Here is a 21,682-nt window from a genome sequence, read left to right as displayed (position 1 = left end):
GAGAAAGCGCTCAGGCGGAACATAAGAAAATGGAAACGGAAGGAGCAACCTGCATAGACTGTCATCAGAATCTGGTGCATGAAGAAGCGCCGATGACAGATTTGAATGCAAGTCTTGCTGCAGGCAAGCTGGTATTAAAGTCGGAAGAGGGTGACGTTGACGTTGATGACGAGGATGAAGAAGTCGAGGTGGAAGTTGAAGAAACTGAAACAGCTGACGACAGCGACTCCGCTTCCTCCAGCAACCATGATGACGATAGTGATGATGAGTAAATTTTGATTGGCTGGTTTACGTTAGATTAAGGTGTATAGAGCCGCAAGTCACATTCTCCCTGGAGCTGAATCAGGATCAGGATACGAGATGTGGCTTGCGGCATTGCTTTAGTTGCTTTGGTTTTCTGTTAAATAAAGATATACAGGTTTGTTGACTTGTTAATCTCTGCGGGCTCAATTTTCAGCTCCTTGGGGCTAGGCTGATTAAGATCATCGATGGGCTGAGTACCACAGTAATTAATATCTCGTTGCTTGCAGCGAGTGTTTTTTTAGGTTGATGGTAAGGAATATAATGAGTAGTAAGCTTTATATCAAAACATTTGGCTGTCAGATGAATGAATACGATTCAGCCAAAATGGCTGATATTCTTTTATCAGAAAAAAATATGGAGCTGACTGAAGTACCTGAAGAAGCTGATTTAATTCTATTTAATACTTGCTCAGTTCGTGAAAAGGCGCAGGAAAAAGTTTTTCATGATCTGGGGCGCGTGCGGCATCTTAAAAATAGCAAGCCTGATTTGTTGATTGGTGTTGGTGGATGTGTGGCCAGCCAGGAAGGTTCAGAGATAGTCAGGCGTGCTCCATTTGTAGATTTGGTATTTGGCCCGCAAACATTACACAGATTACCCGAGTTGATTGATGCTCGCAGGCGTACAGGCCAGTCACAGGTTGACATTACTTTTCCAGAAATAGAAAAATTTGATCGTTTGCCACCTGCTCGTACAACAGGAGCAACTGCTTTTGTATCAATTATGGAAGGATGCAGTAAATACTGTAGCTTTTGTGTTGTTCCTTATACCCGGGGAGAGGAGGTTTCCAGGCCATTGGATGATGTTCTGACCGAAGTGGCTGGGCTTGTGATTCAAGGGGTCAAGGAAGTTACTCTGCTCGGACAAAATGTGAATGCTTATTACGATAAGACAAGCGGAGAAGGAGATATAGATTTTGCTACGCTACTGGATTATATCCATGAAATTCCGGGCTTGGTGCGTATCCGGTATACAACTTCCCATCCGAGAGAATTTACAGCCCGATTGATTGAAACGTATCAGCGATTACCGAAGCTGGTTGGTCATGTGCACTTGCCCATACAATCCGGATCAGACAGGATTCTGGCTGCGATGAAACGAGGTTATACTATAATTGAGTATAAATCCATCATCCGTAAATTACGTACGATTCGTCCAAATATATCAATATCATCAGATTTTATTGTCGGATTTCCGGGAGAAACGGATACTGATTTTGAAGAGACGATGAAACTGATTGATGATGTGAAATTTGATGAATCTTTTAGTTTTATTTATAGCCCGCGTCCTGGAACACCTGCCTCAGATTTACCGGATGACACGCCTTATCGGATAAAGCTGGCCAGACTGCATCAGTTGCAGGAAAAAATACAGCGTAATGCACAAATGATCAGTCAGAGTATGGTTGATACTATCCAGCGTGTTTTGGTAGAGGGCCCATCAAAAAAAGATCCAAATGAATTTTGTGGAAGAACGGACAATAACCGAGTAGTCAATTTTGCTGGACACGCTGGTTTGGTGGGAAGCTTTGTTGATATCAAGATAACAGCAGTCTCATCGCATACGTTACGCGGTGAAATTTCTGATATGCAATGAACAATCTTGTTACGGCCGGTTTGTTGCTCAACTTGATTGCAATTAGAGTTTGAACGCTGCGATGACGTTTTCGGTAGAATCGAAACCTGAATCTGTTGAATTGACGTTTTCATCCACAAATAATGAACGCCTGATCAACCTTTGCGGGGTATTAGATGAAAATCTCAAGCAGATTGAATCTGCCTTTGATGTAGTCATCTCACGTAGAGGTGCTCACTTCATACTTCATGGTCCTATCAGTCAAACTAATCTTGCAGTCCGAGCATTGAAAAAATTCTATGAAGAATCGGATAATCATCTCGGTATTGAGCAGATACAGTTAGGATTAGTTGAAATCAGAAATATTGCCTCTCCGTCTACTATGAATTCAGACAGGGATGCGGAAAAGCTCGACTCGACACCTTTGCAACTCATAACTCGTCGCGGCAATATTCAAGGTCGTACTGTTCGACAGACGGATTATCTTTATCAAATCAGGGAGCACGATGTTACTTTTGGCATTGGGCCAGCGGGCACGGGGAAGACCTACCTTGCTGTTGCCTGTGCGGTAGATGCATTGGAGCGCGAGCTGGTTGGTCGAATTATTCTGGTGCGCCCAGCCGTAGAGGCAGGGGAAAGATTGGGGTTTTTGCCAGGAGATATGGTGCAGAAGGTGGACCCCTATTTACGGCCGCTTTATGACGCTTTGTATGACTTAATGGGGTTTGAGAAAGTCAATAGATATTTCGAAAAAAGCACTATTGAAATTGCGCCACTAGCTTTCATGCGTGGCCGCACTCTCAATCAATCATTCATTATTTTGGACGAGGCGCAAAACACAACTCCTGAACAGATGAAAATGTTTTTGACGCGTATCGGTTTTGGCTCCAAAGCGGTAATTACGGGAGATATAACGCAAATAGATTTGCCGAAGCATCAGAAGAGTGGTTTGGTTGAAGCTGGGCAAGTATTAAAAAGAGTAAGTGGAATAGCGTTTACACATTTTAAAACTGACGATGTAGTTCGGCATCCACTGGTTCAACGTATAGTGGATGCCTACGAAAAATATGCCTCTGATAAAGAACCCCAATAAATTTTCTGGTTGTGGGAAGACGTTTAAATTGACGGTGCAGTTTGCGGCAGATAAAACTAATATTCCGGGCAGGCAACTGTTTCGTAAATGGGTCGGGGCTGCGTTAAATAAGCCGGCTGAAATTGTTATTCGTATCGTTGGTATGCAGGAAGGTGAAGTGCTTAATCGCAAGTTTCGTGGCAAGGACTCTGCAACTAACGTATTGACGTTTGTGTATAGTGATGATGTTCCACTTCTCGGTGATATCGTGCTGTGCGCTCCTGTAATTTCCAGGGAGGCAGAACAACAAAATAAAGATCTGGTAGCACACTATGCGCATCTTATTGTCCATGGCGTTTTACATTTGCAAGGATATGATCATATCAGCGACGAAGATGCCGTTGTTATGGAATCCCTCGAAACAAAGATTATCACCAGGCTCAATTATCCTGACCCTTATGTCATTCAGCAGTGAAATGATATAAACGGACCAGACAAATCTTTTTTATTCCCGATGCTATACATTTCATGAACGAGACCTCCCCCAAAGCTGGTTGGCTTGAGCATATCAGTACATTACTTTCGCGCAAACCGGAAGATCGTGAGCAGTTGATTGCTTTACTGCACTCTGCTTATGAGCGTAACCTGCTTGATGCGGATGCACTGGCTATGATCGAAGGGGTGATGCAAGTTTCGGAAATGCAAGTTCGTGACGTTATGGTTCCTCGTTCGCAAATGGATACGATTGATATTAACGAAAAACCTGAGGAGGTTATTCCATTTGTGATTGAGACTGCCCATTCACGATTTCCTGTTACGGATGGGAGCAAAGACCAGGTTATTGGTGTTTTACTGGCAAAGGATTTATTACGCTATTACTCAAGCAGAGAAGCATTCAACATACAGGATATACTGCGCCCGGTGATATATATACCGGAATCTAAGAGGCTTAATATTCTTCTCAAGGATTTTCGCAGTAATCGTAACCATATTGCTATTGTCGTCGATGAATATGGCGGTGTGGCCGGGCTTGTTACGATTGAGGATGTGTTGGAGCAGATTGTTGGGGATATTGAGGACGAATATGATTTTGACGAGGATGACGCATACATTGTTGCAGATACAGACGGCCATTATCGTGTCAAGGCAATTGCTGAAATATCAAGTTTTAATGAAACTTTGGGCGCATCATTCAGTGATAAAGACTTTGATACGATTGGCGGTCTTGTTATTGGCAAATTTGGCAGGCTTCCTGAGAGCGGGGAATCAATTGTCATAGGAGATTTCAGTTTTACCGTTATGAGAGCGGATAGCCGTCGTTTGCATCTGTTAAAAGTGGAACGTATTAAACCCGAGTTGACTGATATTGCAGATTCATAAGACTAATTCAGCTTTTATAGTAAATATGGCTGAGTTTATGTCAAATGATTATTTTGGATCGGGTTAAAGAAGAAATACCCTCAATTATATAATAACTTCAAAAATTTATTGAAAGTCAAAAGTAAAACCGGAACAGAAGGTTACGAATTGATAAATAGAGTTGATTTGCATTTTTCTTATCTCGGCAGCCAAGAAAAATGAGTGATCGTGAAATCGATCAACAGCTGGTAGAACGGGTACAGCAGGGCGATAAACGTGCTTTTGATCTGCTGGTTATTAAATATCAGGGACGGCTCGCGCGCTTGTTATCTCGATTTATTCGAGATCCGGCTGAAGTGGAAGATATTGCCCAGGAAACCTTTATTAAGGCCTATCGGGCATTAGCTTCGTTTCGCGGTGATAGTGCCTTTTATACCTGGTTGTATCGAATTGGAGTTAATACAGCCAAGAATTTTCTGGTAGCACAAGGCCGTAAACAGCCCGTAACCATTACTGGATTTGATGCTGAAGATGCGGAAAATTTCGAAGGAGCTGATCAGCTTCGGGAGGTGAATACGCCTGAAAGTGAACTTATGGGAAAACAGGTTGCCCAAACTGTAAATCAGGCACTAGAAGCTTTACCCGAAGAATTACGAACTGCGATAACTCTCAGGGAAATTGAAGGATTAAGCTATGAAGAGATTGCCGATATTATGAATTGTCCAATTGGTACAGTGCGGTCCAGAATATTCAGGGCGCGTGAGGCGGTGGCTGACAAACTGCGTCCTTTGTTAGGCACTGACAAGAGTAAAAGATGGTAATAAGAGGTGAAATGTGAGAAAGAAAGTATCTGAATTAATGGATGGTGAGCTTGAGGATACGGATGCAGTTACGATCATTAATGTTGTAAAAAGTGACAGTAGTCTGTTTTCTGACTGGGAGGTTTATCATATAATCAGGGATTCATTACACCAATCCGTTATTAGTATAAATCTTTCAGAAAAGATCAGAAATAAACTAATTGATGAACCGCTGTTATTGGTGCCTTATTCACACAAAACTCACCAGAATCGTAAACAAAAACTACTGGGATTTTCCGTTGCTGCTTCGATTACAGTGTTGTCAGCCGGATGGTTGATATTTCAATCTATAGAGCAGCATGAAACAGCACTTAAAGAAGTTTATGTGACTGAGAAAATAAATGACAAGGCTACGCCTGTCAACGAGCAGCGCTCGTTGGTTACTTTTCAGCCCGCTCCCTCGTATTCATTTCCTTCTGTTTCTACAAACAGTAATTATCCTCTGATCTACAGGGGAGTAACATACGAGAGTGCTGCCCGTTATCCGTCTGTCGGGGTATCTCCAGCTGTTGGACCAATCCGGACAGAGCCTCTCGCGCCTGCCGAGTAACGTGAATCATGAGTTCATGAAGTATATTGTTGTAATAATGCAGGTGCCGTGTTCTGTCATTGTTATAAACAGAAAGAGCTTGTGAGGAATTGATATGACGATATTTTGGCTACGGTAATGTGGACTTACTTCTGTAAGCGCCAATAATTCTTAATTATGATTATATATTTATCATCATGATCTCTCAAAGTAACCTCTACCCAAACTCAGGATTAATATTGATCGTGGCTACGATTAAAAATACATGGCAGAAGATAGCATTTATAATTTTCCTATGTTGGTCCGTATTTATGCTGCCTGTTTCATTGCAGGCAAAAGATTTGCCGGACTTTACTGATCTGGTAGAAAAGCACGGACAGGCGGTTGTCAATATCAGTACAGTTCAGACTCAGCAAGTAGGGGTTGGTCAGTTTTTACCAGAAATTCCTAATATTCCGGAAGATTCTCCTTTCTATGAATTTTTTCGCAGGCATATCCAACCTTTCTCAGGCCCGAGAAAATATGAATCTCGTTCACTTGGTTCAGGCTTTATTATCAGTAAAGATGGGTATATCCTGACCAATGCACATGTGGTTGAGGCGGCCAATGAAATTACCGTCCGATTGACTGATAAGCGTGAATTCAGCGCAAAAGTAATTGGAGCTGATCAAAAAACAGATATTGCATTGCTTAAAATAGATGCAAATGATCTGCCGGTAGTGACCCAAGGTAGCCCTGAGCAGCTCAAGGTTGGAGAATGGGTAGTTGCCATTGGCGCTCCCTTTGGCTTCGAGAACACGGTTACAGCGGGAATCGTGAGTGCAAAAGGACGTTCGCTCGCCCAGGAAAACTATGTTCCTTTTATACAAACTGATGTGGCGATTAATCCAGGTAATTCAGGTGGACCGCTGTTTAATATGAAGGGTGAGGTTGTGGGTATCAACTCCCAGATTTACAGTAGAACGGGTGGATTTATGGGTCTTTCTTTTGCCATTCCGATTGATGTCGCGATGGATATTGCCGATCAACTCAAGACCTATGGCAAGATCTCACGCGGAAAGATTGGTGTCATGATACAGGAAATGACAGACGAGTTGGCCGAGTCTTTCAGTCTGGACAAGTCACGCGGTGCACTAGTGGTTTCAGTAGAAAAAGGCGGGCCAGCTGACAAAGCTGGCATAAAGATAAGAGACGTTATTCTGAAATTTGATGGTAAAGATATCGAGGCTTCAAGTGATTTGCCACGCATTGTTGGGAACACGAAACCTGGCTCCAAGGTGCCTGTTGAAATATGGCGTAGTGGTTCGGTCAAAAAAATGACTATTTCAGTAGGAGAAATGCCTGCGGATGGCAATATTGTTAATCAAAAACAAAGCAAATCAGGAGATGCAACCAGTCGGCTTGGTCTTGTTCTAAGGGAGCTTTCTGCTAACCAGAAAAATCAGCTTGGTATAGAGAATGGCTTGCTGGTTGATGAAGTTTATGACGGAATAGCCAGTAGCTCGGGTATCCGTCCCGGAGATATTATCTTGGGATTTAATAATCAAGATATAAAATCTATCAGACAGTTCAATAAGTTGCTGAATGATGCTCCCAAAGGTCGGAATATTGCGCTACTAATAAGAAGAGGGGAAGTTGCGACTTTCATTACCATAAAAATAGATGAATAATCGGACAGAGCTCAGAAAATTAATTGTATATGGGAGAGAAGGCTGTCATCTCTGTGAGGATATGATTGCTTCCCTCGGTGATCTGCAAAAGGAATTTCGATTTGAGTTTGTAGTGATCAATATTGATAAAGATGAGAATTTGACCCGATTATATAATAAGCGTGTTCCAGTTCTGTTTGCTGTAAAAGAAAAAAAAGAGCTATGTCACTATTTTCTTGATTTAGAGGCGTTTAACGCTTACCTTGCCAATTCTAACTTTTTGCTGATTTGATTTGCTCGAGCAGATTAAATTATCTTCTCTACAAAAGATCCGTTCTCATATCTTCTTGTTATTGTTCCAGCATAGAGATAATGCGGGAGCTGAGTAAATTACTACTCATCTGATTTATTTAGCGAGTTCTCGCGTTGTCTTCATGATTGTCAAGTATGCGGAAGCGCTTTATCTGTTCTGGCTGCTCCGGGAAATCTATCTTCCTTCTGCTGATTTGTATACAATCGCTTCTTTTATCCATGGCTTCCGTCAATTCTCCTGCCAATCGGTGATTTTTTTTGATACAGCACATTCGTAATTTTTCTATTATTGCACATATTGATCATGGCAAATCCACGCTTGCTGATCGCATTATTCAGTTTTGTGGAGGTCTTTCTGATCGGGAAATGGAAGCTCAGGTACTCGATTCGATGGATCTGGAACGCGAACGCGGCATTACGATAAAGGCACAGACTGCTGCCTTGTATTACCAGGCCAAGGATGGTGTAAATTATTTGTTGAATTTGATTGATACGCCAGGACACGTTGATTTTTCCTACGAAGTATCCCGTTCACTATCTGCTTGTGAAGGTGCTCTGCTGGTTGTCGATGCTTCTCAAGGTGTCGAAGCGCAGACTGTTGCAAACTGCTATACCGCAATTGAACAAGGCGTCGAAGTTATTCCAGTGCTAAACAAGATCGACTTACCTGCTGCTGATCCTGATAGAGTGATTGCTGAAATAGAAGACATTATCGGAATTGAAGCCAGGAGTGCTCTACACATTAGTGCTAAAACTGGTGAAGGGATAAATGAAGTCCTGGAAATGATTGTGGCCCGGATTCCACCTCCGGAAGGGGAGATCGATGCGCCGCTCAGGGCGCTAATAATAGATTCCTGGTTTGACAGTTATGTGGGCGTTGTGATGCTGGTTCGAGTGATGGATGGCATATTGAAACCAGGTAGCAAGCTCCTGCTAATGTCCAATAAGGCAAATTATTTGTGTGAGGAAGTGGGTGTTTTTCAGCCGAAGGCGGTTAACCGTGAATCTCTGAGTGCCGGAGAGGTTGGTTTCATAATTTCTGGAATTAAGGATTTAAAGTCTGCCAAAGTGGGAGATACGGTAACGCTGGTTGATCATCCTGCCAGTGAGCCTCTGGATGGATTCAAGGAAATAAAACCACAGGTTTTTGCTGGACTGTATCCGGTCGAATCCAATCAATATGACGCATTGCGTGCAGCATTGGAGAAGCTGCGGTTGAACGATGCTTCTTTACACTTTGAGCCGGAAACTTCTCAGGCACTGGGTTTCGGCTTTCGTTGCGGATTTCTCGGTTTATTGCATCTGGATATTGTTCAGGAACGACTGGAGCGGGAATATGATATGGATCTTATTACCACTGCGCCGACAGTGGTTTATCAGGTTATCCTGCATGATGGCAAGATTGTGGAGATCGAAAATCCTTCCAGACTACCAGAACTGTCCAGCATAGAAGAAATCAGGGAGCCTGTTATTACTGCAACTATCCTGGTTCCCGAGGAATATGTAGGCGCGGTGATAACATTGTGTACCGGTAAACGCGGAGTTCAGGAAAATATGCAATATATGGGCAGGCAGGTCATGCTTGTTTATGAGCTGCCTCTAAATGAGGTGGTAATGGATTTCTTTGATAAATTGAAATCTGTGAGCCGTGGTTATGCTTCGCTTGATTACGAATTTAAGGAATTCAGAGTGGCTGATCTGGTTAAGCTCGACATACTGATCAATAATGAACGGGTAGATGCCTTGTCCCTGATTGTACACCGTGCCAGCAGTCAACAACGTGGACGGGAGCTGGCACAAAAAATGCGTGAACTTATTCCGCGACAAATGTTTGATATTGCGGTACAGGCAGCAATAGGTGCCCATATTGTGGCGCGTGAAAATGTCAAGGCATTACGTAAAAATGTACTGGCGAAGTGCTACGGTGGGGATATTACGCGAAAACGCAAGCTGCTGGAAAAGCAGAAAGCGGGGAAAAAGCGTATGAAACGGGTCGGTAATGTTGAAATTCCACAAGCAGCGTTTCTTGCTATCCTTCAGGTGGATGGTAAGTAAACAATACCGATAAATGACGTGTTTAATATGTTTATCAGTATATCTTTAGATCAGATAAGTACCGGGATACTATGAATTTTCCTTTGGTGTTGCTTGCTTTATTGGTGGTTACAGGTGGAATTTGGCTGCTTGATTATTTAATACTGCGACACCAGCGTACTCCTGATAATGTCGAGCCATGGTGGATTGAGTACCCTAAAAGTTTTTTCCCCATTATTTTGGTTGTATTTTGTTTGAGATCGTTTCTGGTAGAGCCTTTTAAAATACCTTCCGGTTCCATGATACCGACCTTACTGGTGGGGGATTTTATATTGGTCAACAAGTACACCTACGGGATCAGATTGCCTGTAGCAAACCTGAAAATTATCAATATGAATGAGCCCAAACGAGGCGAAGTCATGGTATTCCGCTTTCCAGAAGATCCATCTATTGACTACATCAAGCGGGTGATTGGTATACCTGGGGATACGGTCACTTACCGAAACAAACATCTAAGTATCAATGATGTTCCCATTCAATTGGAACCAGCTGGCGACTACAAGTATATTGAATCCGGGTTAGCATATATTTATACACAGCGGTTTAAGGAGAGCATGGATGGTAACGAGTATAATGTTTTGATTAATCAGGAGATGCCCGATATACAGCTATCCGCTGTCCATCATTTTCCCAACCGGGAAAATTGTACTTTTGACCAAACAGGCTTCTCATGCAAAATCCCAGAAGGTAATTATTTTACTTTAGGTGATAATCGTGATGGCAGCAGTGATAGCCGCTATTGGGGCTTTGTGCCAGAAGATCATATTGTTGGTAAAGCTTTCCTGATCTGGTGGAATTTTAATGATCTGAGCAGAATAGGTATGCTAATCAAGTAATGATTTGAATCTTTAGTATGCCGCAGGAGAAATTTATGTATTCATCATTATATTCCTCGACAAACAGAGGGCAGCAAGGGATAAGTCTGCCCGGGCTACTGACATGGTCAGTGGCAATTGTACTGGCGGCCATTCTGGGGATGAGATTGATCCCCTCTTTCATTGAATTCGCTGCTGTCAAGCGAGCACTAGTGACAATTGCCAGTGATTCCAAACTGCGGGATGCGAGTGTTCGTGAAATACGTATAGCTTTTGATAAACGTGCTGCTGTAGATGATATAAAATCCGTAAGCGGGAGTGATATTGTCATCAGAAAGCAGGACGAGCAACTAATCTTGAACATTAGTTACGCAGTTAAAAAGCCTTTATTTGCAAACCTTTCGCTACTGATCGATTTCGATGCAGCCAGTGATCAATGACCAGATCCAAATTTACTTCGCAAGGCATAAAGAGTAAACATGCAAAAAAATTGAAAAAGCAGGATTACACTGTTTTTTCCCAAAAACTGGGTTATACCTTCAAACAACCTGATTTGCTTCAGGAGGCGCTGACCCATCGCAGCCTCGGTTTTCCGAATAATGAACGTCTTGAGTTTCTAGGGGATAGTGTGCTGAACTGTGCGGTATCAACGCTGCTGTTCAAACGTTTCCTGCTATTGCCAGAAGGAGATCTGACAAGATTACGTGCAAATTTCGTCAACCAAGACGCCTTGCATCAACTTGCATCTGCTCTGGGTATTAGCGAATTGATTTTACTTGGTGATGGCGAGCGCAAGAGTGGCGGGCATCAGCGCCCATCTATTCTGGCAAATGCAATGGAAGCCATTATCGGGGCAATCTACCTTGAAAGTGGATTTGAAAAAGTTGATCAGGTGATTGTGGCACTCTATGATCCTTTGTTAAATCAGCTGGATCCTGATCTTTTTGGTAAAGATCCCAAGACTTTGTTACAAGAATATCTACAAAGTCGGAAAGTAGACTTGCCTGAGTACAGTACGCTATTGACACGTGGTGATGCACATGCACAGGTTTTTCATGTGGAATGCGTCATTCCTGAATTTGCTATTCGCACAAGTGGTGAAGGAACCAGTCGTCGTCGAGCCGAACAGGAAGCTGCACGCCGAGCTTATAAACTTGCCGTAGTAAGACATTAAGCAACCTCGTATCCATCGTAACTCTATACAATTCCTTTGATCAACCTGAGTTCTCTTTATCTAGGCAGAACTTTACTATGAGCGCATCTGGTTACAAAGCAGGCTACATATCTATTGTGGGGCGACCCAATGTTGGTAAATCAACCTTGTTGAATCATCTGATTAAACAAAAGATCAGCATTACTTCCAGAAAAGCGCAAACCACCCGTCATCGGATTCACGGGATATTGACGGATGTACAATCACAATTTATTTTTGTAGATACGCCCGGTTTCCAGATGCGCCATCGTAGCCAGCTCAATCAGGTAATGAACCGGGTTGTTCTGCAAAGTATGCAGGATGTGGATGTCATCTTGTTCGTGCTTGAGGCTGGACGGTTTGGTCGGGAAGATGAGCAGGTTCTTGAGCAATTGCCCAGGAATCTTCCTGTAATTCTGGTGATAAACAAAATTGATTTGTTACCGGATAAACTGCAATTGCTCCCGTTCATGCAAAAAATGGCTGATTTATTCGATTTTGCAGATATTGTCCCGGTAAGTGCATTGCAAAACAGACAATTATCAGATCTGACTGAAGTTATTCGTCACTATTTGCCCGAAAATCCTCCGGTGTTTACGGAGGACGAAATTACAGATCGCAGTGAACGATTTCTGGCAGCAGAATTACTGCGCGAAAAAGTTTTTCGGCAAATTGGTGAGGAGGTACCCTACTCGGTTAGTGTGATCATCGAGCAGTTCGCTGTGGAAGGCAATTTGCGACGTATCCATGCCTGTATTCTGGTGGAGAGAGAAAATCAGAAAGCTATCATTATAGGTAAGCAGGGAAAAAAACTGAAGGATATGGCTACACAGGCACGTAAGGATATGGAGGTGCTGTTTGATGGCAAAGTCTATCTGGAGATATGGGTCAAGGTAAAATCCGGCTGGGCAGATGACGCTATTGCACTGAAGAGTATGGGGTATGAATAGGAATAAAAATTGTCGTGGCAGACTATCTGGCACATACCCCCAACCGGGTTTGTAGATCAGCTGATTTGTAAAAGATTAAAAAAAGCAATTTAAAACGACTGGGAGAACTGAATAATCATGATAGCTCTGGGTGTCAATATTGATCATGTCGCAACGCTACGGCAGGCACGAGGTACGGATTATCCCAGTCCGATCAAGGCAGCTCTGGTTGCCGAGGAATCTGGAGCGGATGCGATTACGCTACATTTGCGTGAAGATCGGCGTCATATCCAGGAAGAGGATGTGATAATTCTGCGAGAACGACTTAAAACCCGAATGAACCTGGAAAGCGCTGTAACAGAAGAGATGATCTCTTTTGCCTGCAGAATCAAACCACATGATATCTGCCTGGTGCCGGAGCGTCGTGAAGAGTTGACCACTGAAGGGGGACTGGATGTGATCCGGCACTTCGATCAGGTAAGTGCCGCGTGCAAGCGCCTCACAGAAGCTGGAATTCGTGTTTCTCTGTTTGTTGATGCACGAGCTGATCAGATTGATGCAGCAATCAGGGTGGGCGCGCCAGTGATTGAGCTACATACCGGCCATTATGCAGATGCTGCAACATCTGAGGCACAACAGGCTGAGCTGGAAACAATCCGCAGTATGGCGGCCTATGCATTTAGCCGGGGATTACAGGTGAATGCTGGACACAGCTTGCATTACCAGAACACCACGCCAATTGCATTTATCCCGGAGATAACCGAATTGAATATCGGCCATGCTATTGTCGCCCGGGCACTGTTTATTGGTTTTGCTCAAGCTGTACGGGAAATGAAAACGTTAATGCAAGAGGCGCGTGCATGATATACGGGATTGGTACCGATCTGGTTGATCCTGCCCGTATTGCGGGGTCGCTGGAGCGTTACGGAGAAAGATTTGCCAGACGCGTGCTGGCAGATTCTGAGTGGTCAGAATATGTGAGGCAGACTCGGCCGGAAGTGTTTCTGGCAAAGCGTTTTGCAGCCAAGGAGGCTTTTTCCAAGGCTGTGGGCACAGGTTTGCGCACCCCTGTTATGTTCGGGAATATTGCCGTTCAGCATGATACGCAGGGGAAACCTTATTTTGAATTTCATCAGGAACTGATCGATTGGATAGGGCAGCGCGGTATTGTTAGTCATCATCTTTCCATTAGTGATGAATTGACACTGGCAAGTGCCTTTGTGGTGCTGGAAAAATAAATATGTTTCTTGGCCCGCTGATGCTCGACATAGCGGGCACAACGTTAACTGAAACGGATCGTGTTCAATTGAGTCATCCGCTTGTTGGTGGCGTTATTCTGTTTGCACGAAATTATGAATCACCAGCACAGCTATCCGAATTAACCGCATCCATTCATGCATTGCGCTCTCCGCCTCTATTGATTGCTGTAGATCAGGAAGGTGGCAGGGTACAGCGTTTCCGTGACGGTTTTACGCGTTTGCCGCCAATGCGTACGCTGGGAGAAATCCAGGACAGGAATCCAGATTTGTCGCTTCATCTGACTCGGCAGATTGGTTATGTACTGGCTGCAGAGCTCAAGGCTTGTGGGGTTGATGTGAGTTTTACACCTGTGCTCGATCTTGATTGCGAGCAGAGTAGCGTGATTGGTGATCGTGCTTTTTATCGTGAGCCACAAGTTGTTGCTGAACTGGCTCATGCCTTGATGAGCGGTTTGCAGTCGGTGGGAATGGTGGCAGTAGGTAAACATTTCCCTGGTCATGGTGCGATCCAGGCGGATACCCATGTTGAAACTGCTATTGATTCTCGCAATTACACGGATATTGAAAAGAAAGATCTGATCCCTTTCCGCCGGATGATTGATGCAGGGCTTTCCGGCATCATGGCTGCGCATGTTATTTATCCAGCCATTGATCCAAACCCGGCAGGTTTTTCCAGCAAGTGGTTGCAGGATATTTTGCGGAACGAGCTGGGATTTAGGGGTTGCATTTTCAGTGATGACCTGTGTATGCAGGCTGCCAGAAATTATGGCAGCATCACTCGCCGGGCGGAGCAAGCCTTGCAGGCAGGGTGTAACATGGTATTGATATGTAACGATCCCGATTCAGCAGACGAATTGTTGACATCCCTGCAATGGGAATTTTCTGCTGTCGATACAGCCAGGCTGGAACATATGCGTGGGCAGCAAACGGTTCATTCGATGGCGCAGTTGCATGAAATGGAGCGATTCATTCGGGCGACTGAAGAGATCAGCAGAATCAGTCTGGCTAATATCAGTGTATCCGTGTGAGAATTGCATTTTTAGCGTTCCGGGGTAATTCAGACCGGATTTCTCAACGAGCAATTTTTGTCACTTAATTGATATGAATAATATATTCGATGTAGCAGTTATCGGCGCAGGGCCTGGCGGCTATGTAGCAGCTATCCGCTGTGCGCAGCTCGGGCTAAACACAGTATGTATTGATGACTGGAAGAATGAGCAGGGCAGACCAAGCTTGGGGGGTACCTGTCTTAACGTGGGCTGTATTCCTTCCAAAGCACTGCTTGAGTCTTCCGAGAATTTTGCGCGAGCGGGACATAAATTTGCGGAACACGGCATTAAGCTGGATGGATTATCGATAGATGTTCCAGCCATGATTGCCCGCAAGGACAAGATCGTCAAAGCTTTTACTGGCGGGATTGGCATGCTGTTCAAGAAAAATAAAGTAACTGTCTTGCATGGTCGTGGCGTACTGCAAAAACGCGATAACGATGATGATAGCTGGGAAATAAGAGTAAAGACTGACGAGAAGGAGCAGTCAGTACGCACCAGGCATGTCATCATTGCGACAGGTTCTGTTCCTCGTTCTCTGACAATAGCGCCAGTTGACGGGGTTAATGTACTTGATAATGCAGGTGCTCTGGCTTTGCAACAAACGCCTGGAAAACTTGCCATTATCGGTGCGGGAGTGATCGGCTTGGAACTTGGAAGTGTCTGGCGCAGGCTGGGAGCAGAAGTAACAATACTGGAAGCCCAAGCTGATTTTCTGTCAGCAGCAGATGAGCAAGTCGCAAAGGAAGCATACAAGGCATTGACGCGTGAAACCGGGCTTGTCATTCATACCGGGGTTGAGATTAAATCAACTCAAGCAGGCAAGGATAATGTAAAAATCGAGTATACCGATCGTGACAAGAACGTACAGAGCCTGGAGGTGGACAAACTCATCGTGGCTGTGGGGCGTGTTCCCAATACCGCTAGTTTGGGAGCTAAAGAAACAGGATTACAGCTGGATGAGCGCGGATATATTGGTGTGGATAAATTTTGCCAAACCAGTTTGCAAAATGTATATGCAATTGGAGATGTTGTAAGAGGGCCAATGCTGGCGCATAAGGCTTCTGAAGAAGGAGTTGCTGTTGCGGAGCGGATAGCGTCGAACCAGCAAGGAGCATCTGATTCAACCGCGCATATTGATCTCGGAATGATGCCATGGGTGATTTATACCGCACCGGAGATTGCTTGGGTGGGAAAAACCGAACAGGCGCTGAAGGCAGAAGGTGTTATCTACAAAGTAGGGCAGTTTCCGTTCATGGCTAACGGACGTGCTCGCGCACTGGGGGAAACAACAGGGTTTGTTAAAGTTCTGGCGGATGCAGAAAGCGATCGTATCCTCGGCGTACATATGGTGGGTCCTTATGTATCTGAAATAATTGCCGAAGCTGTGGTTGCCATGGGGTTTTCTGCCAGCAGCGAGGATCTGGCACGTATCGTACATGCTCATCCATCACTTTCCGAATCACTGCATGAAGCTGCATTAGGCGTGGCTAAACGGACCATTCATATCTGATTTGCGAAATATTGGTCTGGATTTTCTGGGAGCAAATAGTATGAAACTGCTGTTTTTGGGTTTGCTGCTGATCTCCATGTCTGTATTTGCAGCAGCGGACAATGAGAAACAGATTCTTGAGATGGAAGCTGCTGTTGCGCAGCAGCAACAGGAACAGCAGATTTTATTTCAGCAGTTTCAAATGCTTCAGGAATTGCGACGCCACGAGATCGCGCAGGACGATCAGGTCGCTCAGACTGGAAGTGACATGATTATCAGTGGCGAAGCGCCAAAGTATGAGGATTCGGCCATACAGCGCAAGAAACGTACCGAAAGGATACGCCGTTATACGGATGAGCTGAATGAACTCTACACGCGCTATCAGGAAACAGAGAATGAAAGACGAGCGCTAATTGAACAGCTGAATGGGTTGAAACCGGGTAAAGATTCTTTAGCAGAATAAAAGAAATAATATGCGGATAAACCGACGCTAAAGTCATTTTATCTGAGCCAGAAGATTGATGAAATTGTTTCTAATTTATCGGGAGGTTACTAATGAATTTCAAAGAAATGACTGATGAGGAACTGATATCAGCCCGGGATGAGGTCGATGCATGGTGTGCCAAGCATGCTCAATCGATCTGGAGCGGACGTAAAGGATATGCAGTAGGGTTGCTTGGTGTATTTGGTGTTTCAACAGGAATCGTGTTTTTAATGTTTGATGGCTTTGAACCAGTAAGCTTAGTACCTATCCTGCTGGGAGGTGTTGTCTGTTTAATGTGGTACAAAGTAAAACAACAGCATAAAAATAACAGCAATTTTCTGGAAGAAGTCAAAAAAGAAATCGCCCGGCGTACAAAAAAAACCGAGAAGGCTACAAAAAAATAGATTTTGGAAAATCCGTGTTGTAATTGAACTCAAGGGAGCTCAAGCGATAATTGCGAGATATCTGCTCTGGGTATCCGGACAGGTAGAGAAAGACGCAGGGTGTGTAAAACTTTCCGGGCCGTTGCACGACAGACTGTCAGTTTCCCTCCGTAGATTCCCACAACCCGAGGGTATTTCGGATGATCACATTGCAGATGTATTTCACGTGAACGATTAAAAGGGAGGCTCCCAGACTCCGGTAATACACGTAGGCCGACAAAGCGCTCTCGGATTGTGATGTAGTGATCCGGAAAATAATAACGAAAACAGCCAAGCAGATAGACCTCTTCTGTTATCAGAGGAGATGCCTTCTCAGGTTCTCCTTTGAATACCGTCTCAGTTGTACCCAACAAAATATGTTCTTTCCATGGCAAGGCAAAAATAACTCTCTGATCCTGTGGCGATTCAAGGTAATAACAGCCCATATTCAACCGTCCGTTCAGCACCAGGTGAGTGCCTTGTACCAGCTCTACCGGGTATGTTGGTGGGGATGGTGAGATGCGTTCTGCCACCTGGTTGATCCAGGGGCCGGCAGCATTGATGAGCACACTTGCCGTACACTGATAAGGCTGATTGTTTTCCAAAAATTCAATTTCACAAGTGTCTCCGAAAATCCTGGCGTGAGTGAATTCCGCTGGGCAGCGTAACTCTGCGCCCAGTGATGAAGCAGAATGCATCATTGCCTGAGTAAGCGCTTGATCATCAGTCTGGGCATCCCAGTACTGGAAGACATGTTTGAGTCCGCGTGTAGAGAGACCGTCCAGCTCTCCCCATTTTCTCCGTGGTATGGAGCAAAAGCCGGCCCCCTTGCCAAATCCCGCCAGTAGAGCATAAAGGCTGAGTCCTGCACGAATAGTTAGTGAGTCACGCGATGTCTGGTGGTAAATAGGAAGATAAAAGGGTTGCAATCTGACCAGTGAAGGAGCAAGGCGCAGCAACTCTGCGCGTTCCTTTAGACTTTCACGCACCAAGCTGAGTTGGCCACTTTCCAGATAACGCAGACCGCCATGAATCAATTTACTTGAACGGCTCGAAGTGCCCGCTGCTAAAGCAGCTTTTTCTAGCACCAGTACGCTGTAGCCACGTGCAGCCGCCGCCTGTGCAACAGCAACACCTTGAATTCCTCCGCCAACAATTATGAGGTCGTAATGATTGGTTGCAGACATGGCCCTAGTTCAAGATGCAAGTAAAGTACCAATAGTATCGGTTTCAATCAGTGTAATGCCAGCCTTTGCATAGTCAAGCGCCGTGTCGTAATCATCCACTGTGTAAATTACCCATTGCCATGATCCAGACCAGAGCTGATCCAGATTTTTAGGCAGATAACGGATGCTGCTAAACAGATAATCTGGCTCCAGCCGTGTGGCCATGGTTGACTGCTTGTCTGACCAGCCATCAATAATCCAGCCAATTCTGTATATCTGATGTGTTTTGATCAGCGCTATCGCTTCCCAGTCGAAGGAAATCAGGACGCATTGTTCTCGCACCGGGTCAATAATCGGAAGAATTGCAGCTATCGTCTTGTTTAAACCAAACCGGGCAATACTTTCAGATTTGATTTCAATAAACGCAGTAACTTGCGGGTACTGTGCCAGATATTGACAGAATTTTGCCAGGCGAGGAATGGGAGCATATTTTGTGGAGCTTGGGTAAGGAATCGTCAGTATGTCGATTTCATCATCCCTCAACTCGGTCAAATAAGCGTTGTGCCCGGTTAACCGTCTGAGATGATCGTCATGACAAAGGTATGGAGTAAGTTGGCAGCTTAGTTGAATATCAACTTCAACATAACGGGTACCCGCCTGGATTGCTGCCTGAATTCCGGGCAGGGAATTTTCCGGATACAATGCGGGATATCCTCGATGAGCAACGAAACAAGGAATATTATGCGTCATAGCAGAAGAGTCAATTTTATTTCTCACAGAGTCTACTCTCTATCCCATTGGATTGCGATGCTGTCCGGTAAAGGATGGGTTGTTCAGGAACCGTTCAGTTTTGGGAGGATATGATGTACAAGAAAGATGCCCCTTTTAATGTGGTTCTGCCGGCTCTGATTGCAGCCGTTTTATTGATTCCGTTTGTAATGAACTTTCTTGCACATGCCTGGTTTGGAGAGAAGCATTTTCCTCCGCTTGTAATGATGAAACTACCTGCAGATAGCTCGATAATTACCTTGCCGCATGAGGTAAAGCAATTTAAACCTTTTGAAATCACACTGCGATTGGATACCAAAGAATTGGCGCTGCGTATCAATGATATTGTTGAAAAATCGCTTCCCGGAACTGAATTGCAAGATATTCACGGTAAAGTTTTTCCAGAAATGCATGCTGGGATAACCGGCGATGAGTTTTCTATTAACCCACCGGAGCCGCAGGCTCAGCTTTTTTCCGGTCGGGATGAGACGCATTGGTCGTGGATCATCACGCCAGAAAAGGAAGGACGTTACGAACTGTCGCTCAAGCTATATCTGCAGACAACTGAAACGACTCATGAGCATCCACAGATTGCTGATCTGGCTGAAATCCGGCTGTTCGTGAAAAAAAATCCGCAAGTATGGATGCGCACCTACGGCATCTGGTATATAGCCCTTACGTTGTTGATAGCAGGATGGTGGTGGAAAAAACGCCAGATAAAAAGACAGAAATCAGACCAAGGTACTTCTGATTAAATACTGCATGAATACGTACTGTATTTCTCGGAACAAAACGTCATTTCTATAAGATAGTGAATGATTGTTTCCTTCGCGACGTGCCATGATACCTATTTCACTGCTACCCGTTCACTGAATCAGCACTTTGGAGTGGTAGCAAAATCGCGCACTCGCAGTGTTGCACTTCTCGACATCATTGGATAGCTACACCTTGGTCATGTTTCTTGTGATGATTACAGTTCTGTCTGTAATAATCACTCGCAGAAAACTTAATTAAAATATTTAAATTTATGTGCAATCGTATGATTGATAACTTTATGCGGGTACTGCTGTTGGAGTATGAATAATTATCATTTTTCGTATGTGTAATATTATTTTCTCGTGGGTTCTGTGTGGCCTGACTTTATTTATGCTGAATTGCTCGGTTCTGGCAGCAGGTGGCGGCTATACTGTTGCAGATATTCAGCGCATGGGGTTGCAGGCCAATGGCCTGTTGCAAGCAGCGCGTTCACAGGTTGATATTGCACAGGCGGGAGTAACCAGTGCATCGGCATTTCCCAACCCGGAAATAACCTTCATGGCCGGACCTGATAGTCCGCGATTGCCGGAAATCGATACCGGACCATCTTCCATGCAGCGGCAGGTAACCGTCAGCCAACCACTGGAAAATCCATGGGTGCGACGTGCCCGCATTGGGGCGGCAGAATCCGGCGTTGAAGCCAGTCGCGCAAATCTGGAACAGGCCCGAGCAGATCTAGCGGCACAACTCCGGGTGCATATCTACGAATTTTTGTTACGGCGTGGCCTGGCAGAAATGGAATCAGATATTTTTAATTTGATGGGGGAAATTCAACGCCGTATCAAACTGAGTGTTGAATCAGGTGAAATTGCCCGGTTTGAGCTAATTCGGGCCGATACCGAGGTAATGACAGCGGCGAGTAGAAAAGAGGCAGCATTGCTGAACACGGAGCGGGCGCGAATCGCGCTGCTGCAGCTGACAGCCGGTACGCTGCCTGCTGAGTTTGATGTGATCGCTTCACTCAGCGACCCAGTGGAACTGCCTTCACTGGAGATGTTACGTACGGAATTACCCGCTACAAACCCGGAAATTCAACGGCTGGAAGCAGAACAGGATCGCGCACGTTTACGTATTGATCAGGAGCGCGCTTCTGTGCTCCCATCCGTGGATATTCTGTACAGCAATTATCAGGATAGGCAATTTACATCGAATACTGCCGGACTGAGCGTTCGCATCCCATTATTTTATCAGCGACGTGGTGAAGTTGATGCGGCAGTTTCAGATGCAGCTAGGGTACGCGAAACGCTCGATTATCGTCGCTACGAGATCGGCCGGTTGCTGGAGTCTGCCTGGCAGGCCATGGAGATTGCCCGGCGCAGGGTGGAGATGTTCGAAGGCGGCATCGTTAAGGAGGCGAAAGCTGCGCTGCGCGTGGCGGAAGCTGCTTTCCGGTTGGGAGAAAGAGATTTTATCGAGGTACTGGATACTCAACGGGTGCTACGTAATGCGCGCTCGGAATTATTGCAGGCCCAGTTCGAATTGCAGGCAGCAGCAGCAGAGATAGATCGGCTGCGGGCGCATTATCCACAGGAGTAATTTT

The 21,682-nt window shown here is 44.9% G+C and carries 25 protein-coding genes; 23 read left to right on the top strand and 2 right to left on the bottom strand.

Annotated elements, in window-relative coordinates; genetic code table 11:
* From ABF86_RS00925 to ABF86_RS00830, 20 genes are all read left to right on the top strand, one after another.
* Positions 1–272 (top strand): NapC/NirT family cytochrome c (locus ABF86_RS00925; RefSeq protein ID WP_193565647.1); only part of this gene is annotated, 272 nt, incomplete at its 5' end.
* Positions 273–564: 292 nt separating this feature from the next.
* Positions 565–1,896 carry a tRNA (N6-isopentenyl adenosine(37)-C2)-methylthiotransferase MiaB gene (gene miaB / locus ABF86_RS00920; RefSeq protein ID WP_011634829.1) on the top strand — a complete coding sequence of 444 codons (1,332 nt, stop codon included), beginning with the start codon at positions 565–567 and terminating at the stop codon, positions 1,894–1,896.
* Positions 1,897–1,957: 61 nt separating this feature from the next.
* Positions 1,958–2,968: a PhoH family protein gene (locus tag ABF86_RS00915; protein WP_074456255.1), complete on the top strand. Its 1,011-nt coding sequence runs from the start codon at positions 1,958–1,960 to the stop codon at positions 2,966–2,968.
* On the top strand, positions 2,928–3,422 hold the full coding sequence (gene ybeY, locus ABF86_RS00910; RefSeq protein ID WP_240142178.1) for an rRNA maturation RNase YbeY: 495 nt from the start codon (positions 2,928–2,930) through the stop codon (positions 3,420–3,422). The genes ABF86_RS00915 and ybeY overlap by 41 nt, the downstream gene beginning before the upstream one ends.
* Before the next feature lie 53 nt (positions 3,423–3,475).
* Entirely contained in the window at positions 3,476–4,327 is an 852-nt protein-coding gene (locus ABF86_RS00905; protein ID WP_011634826.1) for a transporter associated domain-containing protein, read from the top strand.
* A 197-nt stretch (positions 4,328–4,524) separates the two neighbouring features.
* On the top strand, positions 4,525–5,127 hold the full coding sequence (rpoE, locus tag ABF86_RS00900; protein WP_011634825.1) for an RNA polymerase sigma factor RpoE: 603 nt from the start codon (positions 4,525–4,527) through the stop codon (positions 5,125–5,127).
* A 13-nt stretch (positions 5,128–5,140) separates the two neighbouring features.
* The gene (locus ABF86_RS00895) at positions 5,141–5,716 is read left to right on the top strand and encodes a sigma-E factor negative regulatory protein (RefSeq protein ID WP_074456241.1); all 576 of its coding nucleotides are present in this window, start codon (positions 5,141–5,143) and stop codon (positions 5,714–5,716) included.
* Positions 5,717–6,006: 290 nt separating this feature from the next.
* Entirely contained in the window at positions 6,007–7,365 is a 1,359-nt protein-coding gene (locus tag ABF86_RS00890; RefSeq protein WP_074456256.1) for a DegQ family serine endoprotease, read from the top strand.
* Positions 7,358–7,636 carry a glutaredoxin family protein gene (locus ABF86_RS00885; RefSeq protein WP_074456242.1) on the top strand — a complete coding sequence of 93 codons (279 nt, stop codon included), beginning with the start codon at positions 7,358–7,360 and terminating at the stop codon, positions 7,634–7,636. Before ABF86_RS00890 ends, ABF86_RS00885 begins: the two co-directional genes overlap by 8 nt.
* A gap of 278 nt (positions 7,637–7,914) precedes the next feature.
* Entirely contained in the window at positions 7,915–9,711 is a 1,797-nt protein-coding gene (lepA, locus tag ABF86_RS00880) for a translation elongation factor 4 (RefSeq protein ID WP_193565646.1), read from the top strand.
* 71 nt (positions 9,712–9,782) lie between these two features.
* Positions 9,783–10,586, top strand: coding sequence for a signal peptidase I (gene lepB / locus ABF86_RS00875; RefSeq protein WP_160803417.1), 804 nt, complete (start codon positions 9,783–9,785; stop codon positions 10,584–10,586).
* Positions 10,587–10,621: 35 nt separating this feature from the next.
* Positions 10,622–11,005 carry a DUF4845 domain-containing protein gene (locus ABF86_RS00870; RefSeq protein ID WP_160803416.1) on the top strand — a complete coding sequence of 128 codons (384 nt, stop codon included), beginning with the start codon at positions 10,622–10,624 and terminating at the stop codon, positions 11,003–11,005.
* Positions 11,002–11,739 carry a ribonuclease III gene (gene rnc, locus ABF86_RS00865; protein WP_160803415.1) on the top strand — a complete coding sequence of 246 codons (738 nt, stop codon included), beginning with the start codon at positions 11,002–11,004 and terminating at the stop codon, positions 11,737–11,739. The genes ABF86_RS00870 and rnc overlap by 4 nt, the downstream gene beginning before the upstream one ends.
* Before the next feature lie 77 nt (positions 11,740–11,816).
* Positions 11,817–12,707, top strand: a complete 891-nt coding sequence (gene era, locus ABF86_RS00860) for a GTPase Era (RefSeq protein ID WP_011634817.1) — start codon at positions 11,817–11,819, stop codon at positions 12,705–12,707.
* Between the two features lie 117 nt (positions 12,708–12,824).
* Entirely contained in the window at positions 12,825–13,550 is a 726-nt protein-coding gene (gene pdxJ / locus ABF86_RS00855) for a pyridoxine 5'-phosphate synthase (protein ID WP_011634816.1), read from the top strand.
* Positions 13,547–13,924: a holo-ACP synthase gene (gene acpS / locus ABF86_RS00850; protein WP_011634815.1), complete on the top strand. Its 378-nt coding sequence runs from the start codon at positions 13,547–13,549 to the stop codon at positions 13,922–13,924. The genes pdxJ and acpS overlap by 4 nt, the downstream gene beginning before the upstream one ends.
* Positions 13,925–13,926: 2 nt before the next feature.
* Positions 13,927–14,973, top strand: a complete 1,047-nt coding sequence (gene nagZ, locus ABF86_RS00845; RefSeq protein WP_160803414.1) for a beta-N-acetylhexosaminidase — start codon at positions 13,927–13,929, stop codon at positions 14,971–14,973.
* Positions 14,974–15,046: 73 nt separating this feature from the next.
* Positions 15,047–16,507, top strand: a complete 1,461-nt coding sequence (lpdA, locus tag ABF86_RS00840) for a dihydrolipoyl dehydrogenase (RefSeq protein WP_011634813.1) — start codon at positions 15,047–15,049, stop codon at positions 16,505–16,507.
* Positions 16,508–16,547: 40 nt separating this feature from the next.
* Complete coding sequence (locus tag ABF86_RS00835) at positions 16,548–16,949, top strand: hypothetical protein (protein ID WP_160803413.1); 402 nt, start codon at positions 16,548–16,550, stop codon at positions 16,947–16,949.
* A gap of 92 nt (positions 16,950–17,041) precedes the next feature.
* On the top strand, positions 17,042–17,374 hold the full coding sequence (locus tag ABF86_RS00830) for a hypothetical protein (RefSeq protein WP_160803412.1): 333 nt from the start codon (positions 17,042–17,044) through the stop codon (positions 17,372–17,374).
* Between the two features lie 29 nt (positions 17,375–17,403).
* On the opposite strand, the gene ABF86_RS00825 is transcribed toward ABF86_RS00830, so the two are convergent.
* Both ABF86_RS00825 and ABF86_RS00820 read right to left on the bottom strand, forming a co-directional pair.
* Positions 17,404–18,579, bottom strand: a complete 1,176-nt coding sequence (locus ABF86_RS00825; RefSeq protein WP_160803411.1) for an FAD-dependent oxidoreductase — start codon at positions 18,577–18,579, stop codon at positions 17,404–17,406.
* A 9-nt stretch (positions 18,580–18,588) separates the two neighbouring features.
* Positions 18,589–19,308 (bottom strand): glycerophosphodiester phosphodiesterase family protein, encoded by a 720-nt coding sequence (locus tag ABF86_RS00820; RefSeq protein WP_160803410.1) that lies wholly within the window; start codon positions 19,306–19,308, stop codon positions 18,589–18,591.
* Between the two features lie 113 nt (positions 19,309–19,421).
* Here ABF86_RS00820 and ABF86_RS00815 point away from each other — a divergent pair, with 113 nt between their 5' ends.
* The 3 genes from ABF86_RS00815 to ABF86_RS00810 all read left to right on the top strand — a co-directional run bounded on the left by ABF86_RS00815 (position 19,422) and on the right by ABF86_RS00810 (position 21,678).
* Positions 19,422–20,081: a hypothetical protein gene (locus ABF86_RS00815; RefSeq protein ID WP_160803409.1), complete on the top strand. Its 660-nt coding sequence runs from the start codon at positions 19,422–19,424 to the stop codon at positions 20,079–20,081.
* Positions 20,082–20,141: 60 nt separating this feature from the next.
* Entirely contained in the window at positions 20,142–20,267 is a 126-nt protein-coding gene (locus ABF86_RS13050; protein WP_275689275.1) for a hypothetical protein, read from the top strand.
* A 205-nt stretch (positions 20,268–20,472) separates the two neighbouring features.
* On the top strand, positions 20,473–21,678 hold the full coding sequence (locus ABF86_RS00810) for a TolC family protein (protein WP_240142177.1): 1,206 nt from the start codon (positions 20,473–20,475) through the stop codon (positions 21,676–21,678).
* Positions 21,679–21,682 lie beyond the last annotated feature (4 nt).

Origin of the sequence: Nitrosomonas sp. GH22 (assembly GCF_009833115.1) — a bacterium.
Lineage (GTDB): Bacteria > Pseudomonadota > Gammaproteobacteria > Burkholderiales > Nitrosomonadaceae > Nitrosomonas > Nitrosomonas eutropha.
The sequence above is the reverse complement of the archived record's forward strand: the minus strand, read 5'-3'. Positions and strand labels throughout refer to the sequence as shown.

Coding starts and splice junctions, on each gene's coding strand:
- lpdA (WP_011634813.1), top strand. CDS start 15,047: ATGAATAATATATTCGATGTAGCAGTTATCGGCGCAGGGCCTGGCGGC.
- ABF86_RS00815 (WP_160803409.1), top strand. CDS start 19,422: ATGTACAAGAAAGATGCCCCTTTTAATGTGGTTCTGCCGGCTCTGATT.
- miaB (WP_011634829.1), top strand. CDS start 565: ATGAGTAGTAAGCTTTATATCAAAACATTTGGCTGTCAGATGAATGAA.
- ABF86_RS00835 (WP_160803413.1), top strand. CDS start 16,548: ATGAAACTGCTGTTTTTGGGTTTGCTGCTGATCTCCATGTCTGTATTT.
- era (WP_011634817.1), top strand. CDS start 11,817: ATGAGCGCATCTGGTTACAAAGCAGGCTACATATCTATTGTGGGGCGA.
- ABF86_RS00890 (WP_074456256.1), top strand. CDS start 6,007: ATGCTGCCTGTTTCATTGCAGGCAAAAGATTTGCCGGACTTTACTGAT.
- rpoE (WP_011634825.1), top strand. CDS start 4,525: ATGAGTGATCGTGAAATCGATCAACAGCTGGTAGAACGGGTACAGCAG.
- ABF86_RS00885 (WP_074456242.1), top strand. CDS start 7,358: ATGAATAATCGGACAGAGCTCAGAAAATTAATTGTATATGGGAGAGAA.
- ABF86_RS00870 (WP_160803416.1), top strand. CDS start 10,622: ATGTATTCATCATTATATTCCTCGACAAACAGAGGGCAGCAAGGGATA.
- nagZ (WP_160803414.1), top strand. CDS start 13,927: ATGTTTCTTGGCCCGCTGATGCTCGACATAGCGGGCACAACGTTAACT.
- pdxJ (WP_011634816.1), top strand. CDS start 12,825: ATGATAGCTCTGGGTGTCAATATTGATCATGTCGCAACGCTACGGCAG.
- ABF86_RS00905 (WP_011634826.1), top strand. CDS start 3,476: ATGAACGAGACCTCCCCCAAAGCTGGTTGGCTTGAGCATATCAGTACA.
- ABF86_RS00810 (WP_240142177.1), top strand. CDS start 20,473: ATGCTGAATTGCTCGGTTCTGGCAGCAGGTGGCGGCTATACTGTTGCA.
- ybeY (WP_240142178.1), top strand. CDS start 2,928: ATGCCTACGAAAAATATGCCTCTGATAAAGAACCCCAATAAATTTTCT.
- lepB (WP_160803417.1), top strand. CDS start 9,783: ATGAATTTTCCTTTGGTGTTGCTTGCTTTATTGGTGGTTACAGGTGGA.
- ABF86_RS00830 (WP_160803412.1), top strand. CDS start 17,042: ATGAATTTCAAAGAAATGACTGATGAGGAACTGATATCAGCCCGGGAT.
- ABF86_RS00820 (WP_160803410.1), bottom strand. CDS start 19,308: ATGACGCATAATATTCCTTGTTTCGTTGCTCATCGAGGATATCCCGCA.
- ABF86_RS00825 (WP_160803411.1), bottom strand. CDS start 18,579: ATGTCTGCAACCAATCATTACGACCTCATAATTGTTGGCGGAGGAATT.
- ABF86_RS13050 (WP_275689275.1), top strand. CDS start 20,142: ATGATTGTTTCCTTCGCGACGTGCCATGATACCTATTTCACTGCTACC.
- ABF86_RS00915 (WP_074456255.1), top strand. CDS start 1,958: ATGACGTTTTCGGTAGAATCGAAACCTGAATCTGTTGAATTGACGTTT.
- rnc (WP_160803415.1), top strand. CDS start 11,002: ATGACCAGATCCAAATTTACTTCGCAAGGCATAAAGAGTAAACATGCA.
- acpS (WP_011634815.1), top strand. CDS start 13,547: ATGATATACGGGATTGGTACCGATCTGGTTGATCCTGCCCGTATTGCG.